Below are 15,070 nucleotides of genomic sequence, written 5' to 3'. Positions count from 1 at the left end.
TGTTTGTGCGGGCGCGAGCTTGGTCACGCCGGTCGTCACGCCGTCGCGCGATGCTGCGCGAGCGCCGCATCGACGAACGCTTGCGCCTGACCGACGTAATTGGCCGGATCGAGCAAGGGCTTCAACTGTTCCGGCGACAGATGGCGCGCGACGGTTTCATCGGCGGCGAGCACGTCGTACAGCGATTGCCCGTTCGCGACCGCCGCCTTCGATGCGCCTTCCACGAGCTTGTGCGCGTCCAGCCGGCCGATGGCGTCGCCGAGCGCGAGCATCACCGCTTCGCCGAGCACGAGTCCGTTGGTCGCGTTGAGATTCGCCGCGAGCCGCTCGACGTTGACCTCCAGCCCCGGCACGATGCCCTTCACGTTCGCGAGCGCACCGGCGGTGAGCCGCGCGAGATCGGGCAGCGCTTCCCATTCGGCCTGCCAGCCGCCGAGCGCGCGTTCGTGCTCCTGCACCATGCCGGCGAAGATCGTCGCGACGAGGTTCGGCGCGCGCGTCGCCGCGGTCAGCACCGCCGCGCAGCCGACGGGATTGCGCTTGTGCGGCATCGTCGATGAACCGCCCTTGCCCGCCGCCGCCGGTTCGGCGACTTCGCCGAGTTCGGTCTGCATCATCAGCGAGATATCGCGCGCGATCTTGCCGAGCGTGCCCGTCAGCATGCCGAAGAACGACGCAGCTTCCGCGATCCGGTCGCGCTGCGTATGCCACGGCAGCGCGGGCAGTTGCAGGCCGAGATCGTCGGCGAGCGCCCGCGCGACGGGCAGCGCCTTCTCGCGCAGACTCGCGAGCGTGCCCGCCGCGCCGCCGAACTGCAGCACGAGCGCGCGGGCGCGCGCATCCGCGAGACGCGCGCGATGCCGCGTGACGGCATCGAGCCACTGCGCGAACTTGAGGCCGAGCGTGATCGGCAGCGCCTGCTGAAGCCAGGTGCGGCCGATCATCGGCGTCGCGCGATGGCGGTCCGCCTGCGCCGCGAGCGAACCCGCGAGCGCGCGCAGATCGGCATCGAGCAGATCGAGCGCGGCGCGAAGCTGCAGCACGACGCCCGTATCGATGATGTCCTGGCTCGTCGCGCCCCAGTGCACGTACTTCGCGGCTTGCTCGTCGCGCGCCTTCACCACGGCCGTCAGTTGCTTGACGAGCGGAATCGCGAGATTGCCGCCGGCGGCCGCGCCGGTCATCACCGCGTCGGCGTCGATGTTGCCGGCGTCGCACGCGGCGACGATCGCGTCGACCGCGTCCGGCGGAATCACGCCCGCTTTCGCCGATGCCCGCGCGAGCGCCGCTTCGACGTCGAGCATCGCCTGGACGGTCGCGCGCGGCGACCACACCGCGTTGGCTTCGGCGTTGCCGCAGATCAGATCGGTGAGCCGTCCGGTCGATGAAAACATGCGGTCAGACACGCTCGATGACCATCGCGATGCCCTGTCCCACGCCGATGCACATCGTGCAAAGCGCGTAGCGGCCGCCCGTGCGATGCAGCTGATACGTCGCCGCCGTCACGAGCCGCGCGCCGGATGCGCCGAGCGGATGCCCCAGCGCGATCGCGCCGCCGTTCGGATTGACGCGGGCATCGTCGTCGGCGACGCCGAGCATGCGCAGCACCGCGAGCCCTTGCGACGCGAACGCTTCGTTCAGTTCGATCACATCCATCTGGTCGATCGTCATGCCGAGGCGCGCGAGCAGCTTTTGCGACGCCGGCGCCGGACCGATGCCCATCACGCGCGGCGGCACGCCCGCCGTCGCCATGCCGAGAATGCGCGCGCGCGGCGTGAGACCGTGGCGCTTCGCGCTGTCTTCATCGGCGATCAGCATGGCGACCGCGCCGTCGTTCACGCCCGACGCGTTGCCCGCCGTCACCGAGCCGTCCGGACGCACGACGCCCTTGAGCTTCGCGAGCGCTTCGAGCGTCGTGTCGCGCGGATGCTCGTCCTGCGTGACGACGATCGCATCGCCCTTCTTTTGCGGGATCGCGACCGGCGTGATTTCCTGCGCGAGCGTGCCGTCCTTCTGCGCGCGCGACGCCTTCTGCTGCGAGCGCAGCGCGAACGCGTCCTGATCGGCGCGGCTCACCTTGTAGTCGTCGGCGACGTTCTCGGCCGTCTCGGGCATCGAATCGACGCCGTACTGCTTCTTCATCAGCGGATTGACGAAGCGCCAGCCGATGGTCGTATCGAAAATCTCGGCCTGACGCGCGAACGCGGTCGCGGCCTTGCCCATGACGAAAGGCGCGCGGCTCATGCTTTCGACGCCGCCGGCGATCAGCAATCCCGCTTCGCCCGACTTGATGGCGCGCGCCGCGATGCCGACCGCGTCCATGCCCGAGCCGCACAGACGGTTGACCGTGGAGCCCGGCGTGCCGACCGGCAGCCCCGCGAGCAGCGCCGACATGCGCGCGACGTTGCGATTGTCCTCGCCCGCCTGATTCGCGCAGCCGTAAATCACTTCTTCGACGGCTTCCCAGTCCACTTCCTTGTTGCGCTCGACGAGCGCGCGCAGCGGCACGGCGCCCAAGTCGTCGGCGCGCACGGACGAGAGCGCGCCGCCGTAACGGCCGATCGGCGTGCGGATGGCATCACATACGAATGCTTCTTTCATCGGTTGCTCCAGTTTTCTGTTGTGTCTCTCAGGCTGCCTCTCAGGCTGCTTCGGAAATCGGCGCGTATTGCAGCGGCACGTTCGCCAGCTTCTGCAGTTCGTCGAACGACAGGCCGTCGACGATCTCACGCACGACGAAGCCTTCCGGCGTCACGTCGAACACGGCGAGATCCGTGTAGACGCGGTCCACGCATTGCACGCCCGTCACCGGATACGAGCAGTCGGCGACCAGCTTGCTTTCGCCCTGCTTCGTGAGTAATTCCATCATCACGTAGACCTGCTTCGCGCCGATGGCGAGGTCCATCGCGCCGCCGACGGCGGGAATGGCGTCCGGTGCGCCGGTGTGCCAGTTGGCGAGATCGCCCTTCGCCGACACCTGGAACGCGCCGAGCACGCAGAAGTCGAGATGGCCGCCGCGCATCATCGCGAACGAATCCGCGTGATGGAAGAACGCGCCGCCCGTCAGCAGCGTCACGTGCTGCTTGCCGGCGTTGATCAGCTCGTCGTCTTCCTCGCCTTTCGCGGGCGCGGGGCCCATGCCGAGCAGGCCGTTTTCGCTATGGAGGAAGATTTCGCGATCCGCCGCGAGGTGATTGGCGACGAGCGTCGGCACGCCGATGCCGAGGTTCACATACGCGCCTTCCGGAATGTCCGCGGCCACGCGCTTGGCCATTTCATCACGAGTGAGTTTCTTCATGGCTTTCCGTCCTTCCTTAAGCAGCGAGTTCGGCTTGATGCACCGCTTGCGGCACTTCCACGACGCGCTGCACGAAGATGCCCGGCGTCACGATGTTTTCAGGGTCCAGTTCGCCGAGCGGCACGACCTTCGACACCTGCACGATGGCGGTCTTCGCGGCGCTCGCCATGATCGGCCCGAAGTTGCGCGCCGTCTTACGATAGACCAGATTGCCCCAGCGGTCGCCCTTGAACGCCTTCACGAGCGCGAAGTCCGCGTGCAGCGGCGATTCCAGCACGTAATGCTTGCCGTCGATCTCGCGCGTTTCCTTGCCTTCCGCGAGCTTCGTGCCGTAGCCGGTCGGCGTGAAGAAACCGCCGATGCCCGCGCCCGCCGCGCGGATACGCTCCGCGAGGTTGCCCTGCGGCACGAGTTCGAGTTCGATTTCGCCCGCGCGATACAGCGCGTCGAACACATGCGAATCCGTCTGACGCGGGAACGAGCAGATGATCTTGCGCACGCGCTTTGCCTTCAGCAGCGCGGCGAGACCCGTGTCGCCGTTGCCGGCGTTATTGTTGACGATGGTCAGATCGCGCGCGCCCTGCTCGATGAGCGCGTCGATCAGTTCGGACGGCATGCCCGCCGTGCCGAAACCGCCGATCATGATGGTCGCGCCATCGTGGACGTCGGCCACCGCCGACGCGAGCGAATCGAAAATCTTGTTGATCATTGCGTTGCTCTCCTGTCGACGAGTCTTCGGCGTAGCCTTTCGTCGCCTTGTGAAACCGCCAGCGCATCTGCGCCCGAAGCCGGGGTATACCCGCTCCCGCTCCCTCTTGCATCGAAATGTTCGGCATGCGAACATGGATTCGTTTAGCGAACATCCGCATGTTAGTCCCGCGTTCGTTGTCGTGTCAACGAAGCCCGCGCCATTTTCGGGTTTGTACCGACTCCTAGCGACTGCTTGCTGCTTCAAGCGAGATCCATGAACACATCCTCTACCGCTCAACCGATGCCGTCCGACGCGCAAGACGCGCCCTCCCGCCCCGGCGATGCCTATGTGCAGTCGTTCGCGCGCGGGCTCGCGGTCATCCGCTCGTTCGATGCGAACCGCCCCGCGCAGACGCTCACCGAAGTGGCCGCCGCCGCGGGCCTCACGCGTGCGGGCGCGCGGCGTATTCTGCTGACGCTTCAGGCGCTCGGCTATGTCGAGGCCGATGGCCGGCTCTTTCAGCTTACGCCGAAGATTCTGGACCTGGGCTTCGCCTATCTCACGTCGATGCCCTTCTGGAATCTCGCCGAGCCGGTCATGGAGGATCTCGTCGAGCAGGTGCACGAGAGTTGTTCGGCGGCCGTGCTCAACGGCGCGGAAATCGTCTACGTGCTGCGCGTGCCGACGCACAAGATCATCACGCAGAACTTGTCGATCGGTAGCCGCCTGCCTGCGTTCTGCACGTCGATGGGCCGCGTGCTGCTCTCCGCGCTCGACGACGACCGCCTCGACGCCGTGCTCGATGCAAGCGATATTTCCGCGCGCACGCCGCACACCATCGTCGACCGGGGCGCGCTGAAAGAAGCGATCGCCGTGGTGCGCCGGCAAGGCTGGGCGATCGTCGATCAGGAACTGGAAGAAGGCCTGATTTCGATGTCCGCGCCGATCCGCGACCGGCAAGGCCGCGTCATCGCGGCGCTCAACATCAGCGGCAACGCGCAGCGCAAGAACGCGAAGCAGATGGCGAAGGCGTTTCTGGAGCCGTTGCAGGACGCGGCGCAGCGCGTGTCGGACATGGTCGCGCGGCGCGGTTGAACGAATGCACATAGCGTGGACGACGCCACCCGCATGCACGATCTCGACCTCAACCTGATTCCGTACCTCGTCGCGATCGAGGAGACGCGCAACGTGAGCCGCGCGGCCGAGCGGCTCGGCGTGAGCCAGCCGCGCGTGTCGACGGCGCTCGGGCGGCTGCGCGAGTATTTCAACGATCCCCTTTTCGTGCGCACGTCGCGCGGCATGGAACCGACGCCTCGCGCGCTCGCGCTCGTGCCCGCGGCGCGCGACGCGCTCGGGAAAATCGAACGCGGGCTGCTGGATACGCAGCACTTCGACCCGTCGTCGAGCACCGATACGTTTTCCATCGCGCTGTCGGATGTCGGCGAAATCGTGTTCTTGCCGCGACTGTTGCAGGCCTTCGCGAAGGACGCGCCGCGCGCGAATCTGCGCTCGGTGTCGGCATCGCACGGCGATGTGGAACGCGGGCTGGAAGCCGGTGAAATCGATCTGGCCGTCGGCTACTTTCCCGACCTGCGCGGCAACAATTTTTTCCAGCAGCGGCTCTTTTCGCATCGCTTCATTTGTCTGATGCGGCGCGATCATCCTTACGCGAACGAGCCGCTCACGCTCGAACGCTTCGTCGAATGCGGACACGCCGTCGTGCGCGCCGAAGGACGCAGCCAGGAAGTGCTTGAGAATTATCTGGACAAGGAACGCGTGCGGCGCCGCGCCGTGCTCGAAACGCCGCACTTCATGAGCTTGCCGTTCATTCTGTCGCGCACGGATCTCATCGCGACGGTGCCGCATGCGATCGGCTTCGCGTATGTCGCCGAACATGCGTCGATCACGCTCGCCGAGCCGCCGCTTCCGTTGCCGCGCTTCGATCTGCGGCAGCACTGGCATCGCAAGTTTCATAACGATTCGCGCATTCGCTGGCTGCGCGGCGTCGTCGCTTCGCTTTTCAACGACGCTCTGGACGAATGGCCGAAGTGAACGCGTGCGGAAATGGCGCTAACATCGCCGTTTTGTTTCCCGCGAAGAAATAACCGATGGATGCTCTGACCAGCTTGCGCGTGTTTCGCGAAGTCGTCGAAGCGGGCAGCTTCGTGAAGGCAGCCGAGCGCCTCGACGTTTCGACCGCGATGACGAGCAAGCATGTCGCCAATCTGGAGCGTCAACTGGGCGTGCGCCTGCTCAACCGGACGACGCGCCACTTGAGCCTCACCGAAGCGGGCAGCGTCTATTACGAACAATGCAGCGAGGCGCTCGACATTCTGAAGGCGGCCGAGGCGGCGGTCGGCGTGCAGACCGCGCAGCCGCAAGGCGTGCTGAAAGTGACGGCGCCCGGCTGGTTCGCCAATCGGCGGTTCGCGGACATGCTCGTCGCGTATCAGGCGCGTTATCCGGATGTGCTCGTCGACTTGCGGCTGGAGAACCGCTTCGTCGATCTCGTCGAAGAAGGCTACGACATGGCGTTGCGCGCGACATCGGAGCCGTCGCCTTCGCTGATCGTCCGGCCGCTGTGCAAGACGCCTTTCGTGCTCGTCGGTTCGCGCGCATATCTCGATCGCCACGGCGAGCCGCGTCATCCGGACGACGTGGCGCGTCATCGACTGATTCTGCCGACTTATACAAATATCGAATCCGTCACGCTGACGGGTCCGGACGGCGCGTTCATCGCGAAAAATCACGCCGTGCTCAAGACCAACGACAGCTCGATGGCGCTGCAGCTTGTCCATGCCGGCATGGGGCTCGCGTATTTTCCGCTGTGGATGATCGACCACGAGGTGGCGTCCGGCGCGGTCGTGCGCCTGTTGCCGGACTATGCGGCGTTCGCGCCATCGGTCTATGCGGTCTACACGAGCCGCAAATACATGACGACGAAGGTCCGCACGTTCATCGACTTCCTGTCCGAGACGCTGGGGGATCAGCCAAACTGATTGGGAATACTCTTATTCAAGCGTTCTCGACCTCGTGTGAAGATCGCGCCGGCGTCCGGTTCCGGACCGGCTTTCCTTCTTCGCACGAGGCATCACGCACATGGACTTCCCCTGGATTCCGTTACTTTTCAACTTCTTATTGCTTGCAATCGTGCTGTTCGTTTGCCGCACGATCAATGCAAGCCACGGCAAGCTGCTGTGGAACGGCGCGCTGATTTACTTCGTCTTCTGCTTTCTAGCGATGGTCCTGGACTTCACGCTGACGATGGTCTTCGCATCCGCTATTTTTCATGACCATATGCAGTATGAGAGCGTTGCATCGCGGACCGCCTGGACCGGGCGCGTGCTTGTCTATTTGATCCCGTGCGCCGTGTCGCTCGTGATGGCGCTTCGGTTTCGCAAGCGTCAGCGGTTCGCGGGTTCGCCTGTCAGAGCGGATAGCGCAGCGACAGTGCGCGGTGATGCATCGTCGGTGGCGGCGTCCTGATCCGCTTTCCTTTCTCCGCGACGGAAGTGGATTCTGCGAGGTTTGCAGCAAAAATCGCCGCAGCAGTTCTATTATTCGATTCGCTCTGATATACTTTCGCTCTTTCGGGGCGTAGCGCAGCCTGGTAGCGTACCTGCATGGGGTGCAGGTGGTCGGAGGTTCAAATCCTCTCGCCCCGACCAGACAGAAACCCGCGTCGGCATTGGCTGACGCGGGTTTTTTACTTTCTGCGGGCTGTACGGAAATACAGGCTTTTTTAGGCAGAATATTAGGCGCGCCTAATACTATCCGGGCACGTCCTCACTTCTGAGGGCAGTTTTTTGCGACCGCGAGATCGTGCGCGAGGATTTGGCGCTTCGTCTGGTCGGTGTCCGCCTTGCTCACCGTGATCGATTTCACCCAGTCGCACGCCGTGTCAACAACCTTCGTCACGGTCACGGTCTGCGGCGGTTGTGGTGTCGGCACCGTCGTCGCACACCCACCGGTTGCCAGTGCGCAGCAAATAATCATGGCCCGCGTGTTCATTGCTGCTCCTTTCGAAGGGCGCCGATCTGGTCGAGTTCGGCGTCGAGGTCTTCTCGCGCTGTAGACGCAGCCGTTTGATCAGCCGCCGCGCGATTAACGACGGCCTGCTGGCCGGCCGCAGCCGCAGCAGCATTCGCCTGATCAACTTCGCTTTGCTTTTGCGCGACGGCGCGCGCGGCGTCCGCTTTCGCCGCGGCGGCATCGGCAGTCGCCGACTTCGCTTGCTGATGGCGAAAGGAGCCGAAAAGGATTCCGCCTGCCAGGCCAAGCCCGCCCAGGATCCACGGACCGAGTTTCATCAAGAGTTCGATCATGCTGCGACTCCTCCGCCGGCGGCTTGGTATGCCGCCAGCAAATGCGCCATTTGGTTTTCGTGCTGGCCGTACCCGGCGCCGGGCAAACTGGCCCACACATTGGCGACCTTCGCCACTGCTTCCTGAAACCGCCCTGAGTCGATCAGCGGCAGAGCGCCGTGCTCGCGCAGCTGCTGAAGCGCGTACTTGTCCTGCGAAAGCGGCGAGAAATCGGGCAGCTTCATCTGCTGCTTATAGATGCGCCACCACTTGATGAGGATCTGGTAGCGCCCCGCCGCGGTGGAGTTGTACGCCGCGTTGTAGACATTCGGATGATCGACGTAGCTCTTGAACGTCAGCGGCCGCGCAGGCGTAGCGCCGACCAGCACGTTGTATCCGTCGTCCGTTTTCGCCATCAGGACTGTGCCGATCTCGCTCGCAGCGATCATGTCGAGGAAAGCGACGCGGTTCTTGCCACCGGCGGCGGCAGCGTCAATTCGCGCCATCGTCGCCCTCCTTCCGCACGCGACGCAGGGACGTGTAGCGGATCGCGATGAAGCTCAGCCCGAAGAGCGTGTACGCGATCCACTGCTGGACGTTCTGCGGGATCACGTCGCGCAGCTCGCGCGGCATGCCTTCCCACGCCTGGGCGATGAGCGGGCCCGCGCCGGCGAGCGCAGTGAACACCGCACCGGCAATCACGGTGCCGCGCTTGTGCAGCTTCTGCCACCCGTCGGCGAGCGTCAGCCGAAGTCGAGTGAACGGGATCAGAGGCATATGCCCTCCAGAAATAAAAAACCCGGCGCGAAGGCCGGGTTTATGTGAGAAATCGGTTTGGGGTCAGCGGCGATTGCCGGCCCAAGGCGTTGGCGGCACGGCGGCAGTGCCGTGCGTTGCGGTGTCCAGCTTCTTGTCGACAGACTTCACGGCGCTTGCCGCTTCGTCCGCCTTCACAACAGCGACGTTGACCTTCTGATCGACCTTTTCAGCCGTCTGCTTGGCGTCCACTGCCGCCGCGGCAGCGACCTTCGTCTGTTTCAGCATGGCCGCATTTCTCTGATCAGCAACCTTCGCGCGATCGCCGAGGAACCGGAGCGTGTACGCGACAAGCTCATTCGTGCTGTCGATCTGCTTCTTCATGGCTGCGACATCGTCGGCCTGCTGCTTGGAGAGCGCCTGCACGCCGGTGAGCTTCGCTTCATATTCGCGCGTGCAGGACGCACGCTCTTCAGCACGAACTTCCGGGAATCTCTTTACGTATTGCGCGCGCTCCTTTTCCCAAGTGGCGCTCGCCGAGCTGTCTATTCGATCCTTCACCACATACGTAATGCCGCAGCACGCACCGAGCAGAACGACACCGAATATCGGGCCATCCACTCGATGCCAGAATTCCTTAATCCCCATTGCCTATATTCCTTCGGTCGACGATAGCTGTCAGGTCTGAGACTTTCCGGTTGAGCGCGGCGACCTCGTTGCGCAACGTTTCCATCACAACGCGGTCAGCCTCGCGATCGGCCCGCCATGCGCGCCGATCGGCGTCGTGTTCTTTCTCTGTATTGCGCAGGTCCATTTCGGCCGCCTTTCGCAAAACGCGCTCTTCCTCAATCTCTGCCTCAAGTCGCTCCCGAGTCGCCTTGTGCGCCTCGAGTTCCTTCTTGTACAGGCTAGAGTCCTGGCGCTTTTCACCGAGCCAATCGACAACGCGCTTCAGCGCGTAGACGGCAATCCCACCCAGAGTGACCGTCGTGCCGATCGAGTCTCCATCCAACGCCATTTCGAACCCTCGTAAGCCGGTATTCCGGTCATAAAAAAGCCGCCTTGACGCGGCCTGCTTACAGTGGTTTGTCGCTCAACTAGCAATCTGCGCGCCGTCGAAGGGCGGCGCATGCGGTGAAGAACGACTGTTCCACCTGACTCGTGATGTCAATAAAAGCCGCCCTCGGCCAAGGGCGGCTGCATCGGTCGCTCCGCTGTTATTCGACGATCGTCCCGCCAGCGAAGGCGTATCTGTTTGCGTATGGGGGTGCCGTCACATCGGCAGGCTGCGCTTCGACGAGCAAGCCTTCGGCGTATGCCTTCGGATCGGCGTTACTCTCGGGCAGCCCTTCGAGCACGATCTGCTGCGAATAGATGGGAGACTTACCCGCGTCCTTCGCCTCTTTCGACAGGAAGGATGCGACCGTTGCATTGCACTGGCCCGACACGAAGTCCAACGTGAGCTGCTGGACGACGTGATAGCCGGCTACCGCCCACGTACTGGGCGTCGTGTAATTCGATGCGATTGGCATGCGTGCCTCACAGGTAAGAGATGTCGACGGCCATGTAACTCCACGAAAGCGCTTCGCGGAAGCCGGTGTAATTGTTGACGTTCCGGTTGTCGCCGAAGCCCGTCATGTTCGTGCTGATCGAGTTGCCGGAGGTCAGGAAGGTCGATAGATAGATGCCCGCGTTGGACGCGCCACCAGACGCACCGCCCACCGCCCAGGCCGGCTGAATGCACGCCACACCGACGCGCTCGACAACCGAGAATGTATTCGTGCCCTGGTCAACCGCCCAGGTGCCGCTGTCCGTCGTGTAGCCGGTTGAGCCATAGGCGTACTTCGGATTGCCTTGTGCAAACCCTACCGGCTTCGCGAAAGCGGCCGCCGCATCGGCGACGAGCACGCCCGCCGCGTTGAATATCTGAAGCCCGACGCGATTAGCCGTTACGCTGAAATCGTTCTTATCGAAGACGTAGATCGTGACCGGAACCGATGCATCGCCAACGACTGTCACCGAGAAGTTGCTGCCCGACTGTGTCCATGCATGCGGACAGATGTGAGCGCCGCTGCATTCGAAGACGACGAGCGGGCTGATCGCATAGAACGAGAACGTCGTCGTTGGTCCGCTGGACTGATAACGCTGACCGCTCGCCACTGAATACACAGGAATGGCGCCAACGGCCATCGTCTGCGTGATTTTCTGCCGCAGTTGGAAGTTCGGCAGGCCGCTGTCACTGTCTATCTGGATGGTATTTGTGCCGTCGGCAGCAAAGCTCTGAAATCCTGCAGGCATCACTTCACTCCGTAAAACATGCTGCCGACGATGGGCATATTGTGCGATCCGAAGCCGGGCGAATATGTCCAGCTGATCGTCGTGCCGCCGCGCCCCGGAATCGTGAATATCGGTCGGCTCACGTCCATGTCAATGAAGTTCCACAGATTCGCCGGCTGAAACGCCACGAATATGTCACCCTGGGCAAGGAAAGGGCTCGATACTTGATTCGGTTTTCCGTCGATAACTGCGGACCCGACAATACGCGCAAGCCGCGTCGTCAAGTCGACGACTAGCCGCCCCTGCGCATCCCAAATTTGCATCCCGACCGGCATTTACCATTTCCCCCATCGGACGCGCAACGTGCCGTTCGCGTCATACGTGCGGCCACCGCTGTCGTCGATTACGGTGTAGCCGTCGCCGTTGTTCGCACCATTCATCGTCAGCGCCCCATTCTTGTTGAGCACCCAGCGCGGCAGACCGTTCGCGCCGACCGCCGTCGCCTGGATGACGTCGCCGATCATGGCGTTTTGAATCCAGCCGGTGCCGATCAGCGCCTGGCTCATGAACACCTGACCGCCTTGAATGACGAACGGCGCCGTCACCGCCGATCCGTTCGGATCGAGAACGGCGAAGCGACTTGCCGACACGAGCACCTGCGATTCCACCGTGCCGCTCGTGTTATCGACGCCTACGCCGATGCCCGCGATGTACGTCCGGCCGTTCGACGTGATCTGTGTCTTGATCTGATACGACGCGGCCACGCGGCCATTCAAATCGGCATACGAGTTCGCGTTCGTCTGGACAGCCGCCGTGAGCGTGTTGTTGTTCGCGGTGACCTGCGCCTGCACGTTGTCGATGCGCGACGCTTGTGCGCTGACTGCATCGACTCGCGCTTGTGTCTCGGTCTGCACCGCCGCGATGAGCTGCGTGCTGCTCGACGTGATCTGCGCCGTCACCGTCTCAACGTTGCGCGCGATTGCGAGATCCGCCTCGGCGCGCGCGCTCTGCTCCGACCACACGCCGGCATAGATCTGCGTCGAGCCAGCATAGTCGTCCGTGCTGCCGGCGAGCGGCGGAACAACGACCTGCGCACTGACCACATCGAGGCGTTGAGAAATCGCGGCATCGGCGTCGACGCGTGATTGCGTCTCCTGCGTGATAGCGGCCGCATTCTCGGTGACGCTCTGCTGCAGGTCGGGAATCGCGTCGATCTCGGCCAGCAGATCTTCTCCGAGAGCCGTCTTCGTGATCAGGCCGGCGAAGTAGGCGTTGTATTCGTCGGCATCCGTGCTGCTGATACCGTGCACACCAGGATCGCCCGCCGGAAACCACGGCCCGATGTTGCCGGACGTATCGACGAGTCGCGCCCAGAAATAGAACGCCTGACCTGCTGCCAAACCCATCAGACTGGCAGTCGACTGCGGATACGCGTAGTCGGCCTGCTTCACTGCATCCGCGCGCGCCGTCGTGCGGCTGTACCAGAGTTCCGTGCGCTGCGTGTCGCCTGCTGATCCGTCGGCGGGGAACGTCCACGTCACATCGATCCCGAAGACCTTGGATGCGGTCGTCAGCGATGCGACAGACGGTGGAGGACTGGTCTTGCCCGTGAGCGTCGTGTCCGTGCTGTATGCCGGAACCGACGTCACGCCCATAGCGTTCTGCGCGCGCACTCGCGCCAGATACGTTCCCTGATAGATGCCCGCGACTTCCGCCTGCAAGCCGCCTGTCGCGCTGACCGTCACCCATTCGCCGTTGTCTTTCCGCCATTCCGGCAGATACGACACGGCCTTGTCCGCAGCATCCCACGCGATGACCATCGTCGTTTTCGCGATGCCCTGATCGATCGTCGAATACGTCGACACCCGGACGTTCGCCGGCGGCGGCTGCACGGACGGCGGAATAACGGTGACCGGGCGCACCTGAATGGCCGCGCCGTTGTCGATGGCCGCGTATTTGCCGGGCTCGTATTGCGTGGCGTTGATCGTGTACGTGATCTGGCCATCGTCGTCCGACTCCTGAACGCTGACCACGCGGAAGAGCTGCGCGGCGAGATCGGCGCTTTCCAGCATCCAGATCGCGCCCGCCGCCGGCTGCGTGGTGAACGCGTCGGTGACTGTGATGCTGTCGCCAGCGACGCTTTGCACCGTACGCTTCTGCGCCAGGCCGGACGGGAGAACGACCGTCAGCGTGTCGCCGGCGGAAACCGTCGGCGCCTTATCGAGCGTCACAACGCGCCCGCTCGACGCGCGAAGGCGCCCACCAATGCGCCGGCCGCCCTTGGCCGGGTCCGCCACGGCGATGATCGTGCCCGGCGGACACAATGTGCCGTCGAGCCCGACGTTGAACGAGACGGTGTTCGTCTCATAGCGCGACGTGAGCAGCGTCCACAGCCCGAGTCGATGCGCCTGCCCTTGCGACGTGGTTCCAAACGCGGTGATTTCCGCCTTCATCACGCCATAGCGCGCCATTCCATCTTCGTCCGGCACGTATTCGACGGCTTGCTGATAGCTGTTCGCCGGGTCGTTCCAACTGATCAGCGCCGTCGTGTAACGCGTCTTCCGCGACGAGCCGACATATTCGAACTGCCCGCCGACCACATTCGCAGCCGTGTAGACGTATTCCGGATCTTGCGGCATGTCCGCGTTTGCGACGACCTGCCCCGGGCCCCAGTACGCGATGCCGCGAAACACGGTCGCGAGATCCTGCAGCACCTTGTATGCGTCGGCGCGCGATTGAATCACGGCGTTGCACGTGAAGCGCGGCTCCTGACCGCCCTTCCCGTCGGAAACCATGACGTCGCAATACTGCGCGATCTGGTACAGGTTCCACTTGTCGATCATCGATGCGTCGACGAGCTTTCCGAGGCCATACCGTTCGTTCAGGACGATGTCGTAGAAGATCCACGCGGGGTTGTCCGTCCACGCAGTCTGGAAGGTGCCGTCCCACGTGCCAGAATAAGCGCGTGTGTCCGCGTCGTAATTCGACGGCACGCGGATCATCATGCCTTTGATGTCGTAGGACCGCGTCGGCACGGAACTGAACGACTGTGCGTCGAACGAAAGACCGACGAGCGCGCTCATCGGATAGCGCAGCTTCCGGTCGATGATCTCGGTGATGGCTTCGATGTTCACCGTGTCGGCGATCAGCGAGCTATGCGCATTCGCCGTCAGACGGCGCACCCGAACGAGCCAACCGGTCGTCGCCGTCGGCAATTCGATGCGCACGCTGCGCTCGTAGAGCGACGTCGTCTTGCCGTCGAACGCGCCGCTCAGCACCTGCGCATAGGCTCCGCCGTCGACCGCGACGTCAACTGCATACTCCACGCGATAGCCGGTGACGTCGCCAGTCGTCTGATTCGATTGCTGAAGCGTCGGCACGCCGAACCGAATTCGCGCGGCGGTCAACTGCGTGTTCAGAAGCTGATGCACCCACGGCGTCTCGGCCGTCAGCGCCACGCTCACCGCGACTTCGTTCTCGACGGCGGGGAAACCCGTCATAAACGCCTGGTCCTGCGTTCCGACGCGCGAGTCGAACGAGTAGTTCGAGAAGTTCGTCGAGCCGTCGCTGTTCTGGATCGGCGTGTCGTCGAGGAAGATTGACTGCAGCCCGTTCACCAGGCCGACGATCGGTCCTTCCGAAACCAGGTCGAGCACCTTCGCATAAGCGATCGAATGCAGGCTATCCGGCGACTCAGTCGGCGTGCTCGCCGAACCGCCACCCTTCGCTCCGTGAATGCGCATA

Annotated in this window: 18 protein-coding genes and 1 tRNA gene; 5 read left to right on the top strand and 14 right to left on the bottom strand. The window is 63.6% G+C overall.

Translation table 11 applies throughout. The features are described from left to right. Positions 1-35: 35 nt before the first annotated feature. From NCR39_RS05730 to NCR39_RS05715, 4 genes are read right to left on the bottom strand one after another with little or no spacing between them, the layout of a single operon-like run. Positions 36-1,394, bottom strand: coding sequence for a 3-carboxy-cis,cis-muconate cycloisomerase (locus NCR39_RS05730; RefSeq protein ID WP_250451234.1), 1,359 nt, complete (start codon positions 1,392-1,394; stop codon positions 36-38). Between the two features lie 4 nt (positions 1,395-1,398). Further along, on the bottom strand, positions 1,399-2,601 hold the full coding sequence (gene pcaF, locus NCR39_RS05725; protein WP_250451232.1) for a 3-oxoadipyl-CoA thiolase: 1,203 nt from the start codon (positions 2,599-2,601) through the stop codon (positions 1,399-1,401). A gap of 40 nt (positions 2,602-2,641) precedes the next feature. Continuing rightward, the gene (locus NCR39_RS05720) at positions 2,642-3,298 is read right to left on the bottom strand and encodes a 3-oxoacid CoA-transferase subunit B (protein WP_250451231.1); all 657 of its coding nucleotides are present in this window, start codon (positions 3,296-3,298) and stop codon (positions 2,642-2,644) included. A gap of 16 nt (positions 3,299-3,314) precedes the next feature. Continuing rightward, positions 3,315-4,007 (bottom strand): 3-oxoacid CoA-transferase subunit A, encoded by a 693-nt coding sequence (locus NCR39_RS05715; RefSeq protein WP_040049349.1) that lies wholly within the window; start codon positions 4,005-4,007, stop codon positions 3,315-3,317. Between the two features lie 255 nt (positions 4,008-4,262). On the opposite strand from NCR39_RS05715, the gene NCR39_RS05710 reads away from it, so the two are divergent. The 5 genes from NCR39_RS05710 to NCR39_RS05690 all read left to right on the top strand — a co-directional run bounded on the left by NCR39_RS05710 (position 4,263) and on the right by NCR39_RS05690 (position 7,657). Next, positions 4,263-5,084: an IclR family transcriptional regulator gene (locus NCR39_RS05710; protein WP_250451230.1), complete on the top strand. Its 822-nt coding sequence runs from the start codon at positions 4,263-4,265 to the stop codon at positions 5,082-5,084. A 33-nt stretch (positions 5,085-5,117) separates the two neighbouring features. Continuing rightward, positions 5,118-6,041 carry a LysR family transcriptional regulator gene (locus NCR39_RS05705; RefSeq protein WP_040049347.1) on the top strand — a complete coding sequence of 308 codons (924 nt, stop codon included), beginning with the start codon at positions 5,118-5,120 and terminating at the stop codon, positions 6,039-6,041. 56 nt (positions 6,042-6,097) lie between these two features. Next, entirely contained in the window at positions 6,098-6,988 is an 891-nt protein-coding gene (locus tag NCR39_RS05700; RefSeq protein ID WP_250451229.1) for a LysR family transcriptional regulator, read from the top strand. A gap of 100 nt (positions 6,989-7,088) precedes the next feature. Next, positions 7,089-7,475: a hypothetical protein gene (locus tag NCR39_RS05695; protein ID WP_250451228.1), complete on the top strand. Its 387-nt coding sequence runs from the start codon at positions 7,089-7,091 to the stop codon at positions 7,473-7,475. Between the two features lie 105 nt (positions 7,476-7,580). Beyond that, positions 7,581-7,657: transfer RNA gene (locus NCR39_RS05690), tRNA-Pro, on the top strand. Positions 7,658-7,775: 118 nt separating this feature from the next. Here the strand turns inward: NCR39_RS05690 and NCR39_RS05685 are convergent. The 10 genes from NCR39_RS05685 to NCR39_RS05640 form a co-directional block, all read right to left on the bottom strand. Beyond that, positions 7,776-8,000 (bottom strand): hypothetical protein, encoded by a 225-nt coding sequence (locus tag NCR39_RS05685; RefSeq protein WP_250451227.1) that lies wholly within the window; start codon positions 7,998-8,000, stop codon positions 7,776-7,778. Continuing rightward, entirely contained in the window at positions 7,997-8,314 is a 318-nt protein-coding gene (locus NCR39_RS05680; protein ID WP_250451226.1) for a hypothetical protein, read from the bottom strand. The genes NCR39_RS05685 and NCR39_RS05680 overlap by 4 nt, the downstream gene beginning before the upstream one ends. After that, positions 8,311-8,799 (bottom strand): glycoside hydrolase family 24 protein, encoded by a 489-nt coding sequence (locus tag NCR39_RS05675; RefSeq protein ID WP_250451225.1) that lies wholly within the window; start codon positions 8,797-8,799, stop codon positions 8,311-8,313. Before NCR39_RS05675 ends, NCR39_RS05680 begins: the two co-directional genes overlap by 4 nt. After that, positions 8,786-9,070 (bottom strand): DUF7940 domain-containing protein, encoded by a 285-nt coding sequence (locus NCR39_RS05670; RefSeq protein ID WP_250451223.1) that lies wholly within the window; start codon positions 9,068-9,070, stop codon positions 8,786-8,788. Before NCR39_RS05670 ends, NCR39_RS05675 begins: the two co-directional genes overlap by 14 nt. A gap of 63 nt (positions 9,071-9,133) precedes the next feature. Then, positions 9,134-9,697 carry a hypothetical protein gene (locus tag NCR39_RS05665; protein WP_250451222.1) on the bottom strand — a complete coding sequence of 188 codons (564 nt, stop codon included), beginning with the start codon at positions 9,695-9,697 and terminating at the stop codon, positions 9,134-9,136. Continuing rightward, positions 9,687-10,067, bottom strand: coding sequence for a hypothetical protein (locus NCR39_RS05660; RefSeq protein WP_250451220.1), 381 nt, complete (start codon positions 10,065-10,067; stop codon positions 9,687-9,689). The genes NCR39_RS05665 and NCR39_RS05660 overlap by 11 nt, the downstream gene beginning before the upstream one ends. A 199-nt stretch (positions 10,068-10,266) precedes the next feature. Beyond that, a complete protein-coding gene (locus NCR39_RS05655; protein WP_250451218.1) occupies positions 10,267-10,581 on the bottom strand; it encodes a hypothetical protein in 315 nt (104 codons plus the stop codon). Between the two features lie 7 nt (positions 10,582-10,588). Continuing rightward, the gene (locus NCR39_RS05650; protein WP_250451216.1) at positions 10,589-11,347 is read right to left on the bottom strand and encodes a hypothetical protein; all 759 of its coding nucleotides are present in this window, start codon (positions 11,345-11,347) and stop codon (positions 10,589-10,591) included. Beyond that, complete coding sequence (locus NCR39_RS05645; RefSeq protein ID WP_250451215.1) at positions 11,347-11,661, bottom strand: hypothetical protein; 315 nt, start codon at positions 11,659-11,661, stop codon at positions 11,347-11,349. Before NCR39_RS05645 ends, NCR39_RS05650 begins: the two co-directional genes overlap by 1 nt. Beyond that, positions 11,662-15,069 carry a TipJ family phage tail tip protein gene (locus tag NCR39_RS05640; protein ID WP_250451214.1) on the bottom strand — a complete coding sequence of 1,136 codons (3,408 nt, stop codon included), beginning with the start codon at positions 15,067-15,069 and terminating at the stop codon, positions 11,662-11,664. Position 15,070: the final 1 nt, after the last annotated feature.

Origin of the sequence: Caballeronia sp. ATUFL_M2_KS44 (assembly GCF_023630965.1) — a bacterium.
Classification (GTDB): domain Bacteria; phylum Pseudomonadota; class Gammaproteobacteria; order Burkholderiales; family Burkholderiaceae; genus Caballeronia; species Caballeronia concitans.
The sequence above is the reverse complement of the archived record's forward strand: the minus strand, read 5'-3'. Positions and strand labels throughout refer to the sequence as shown.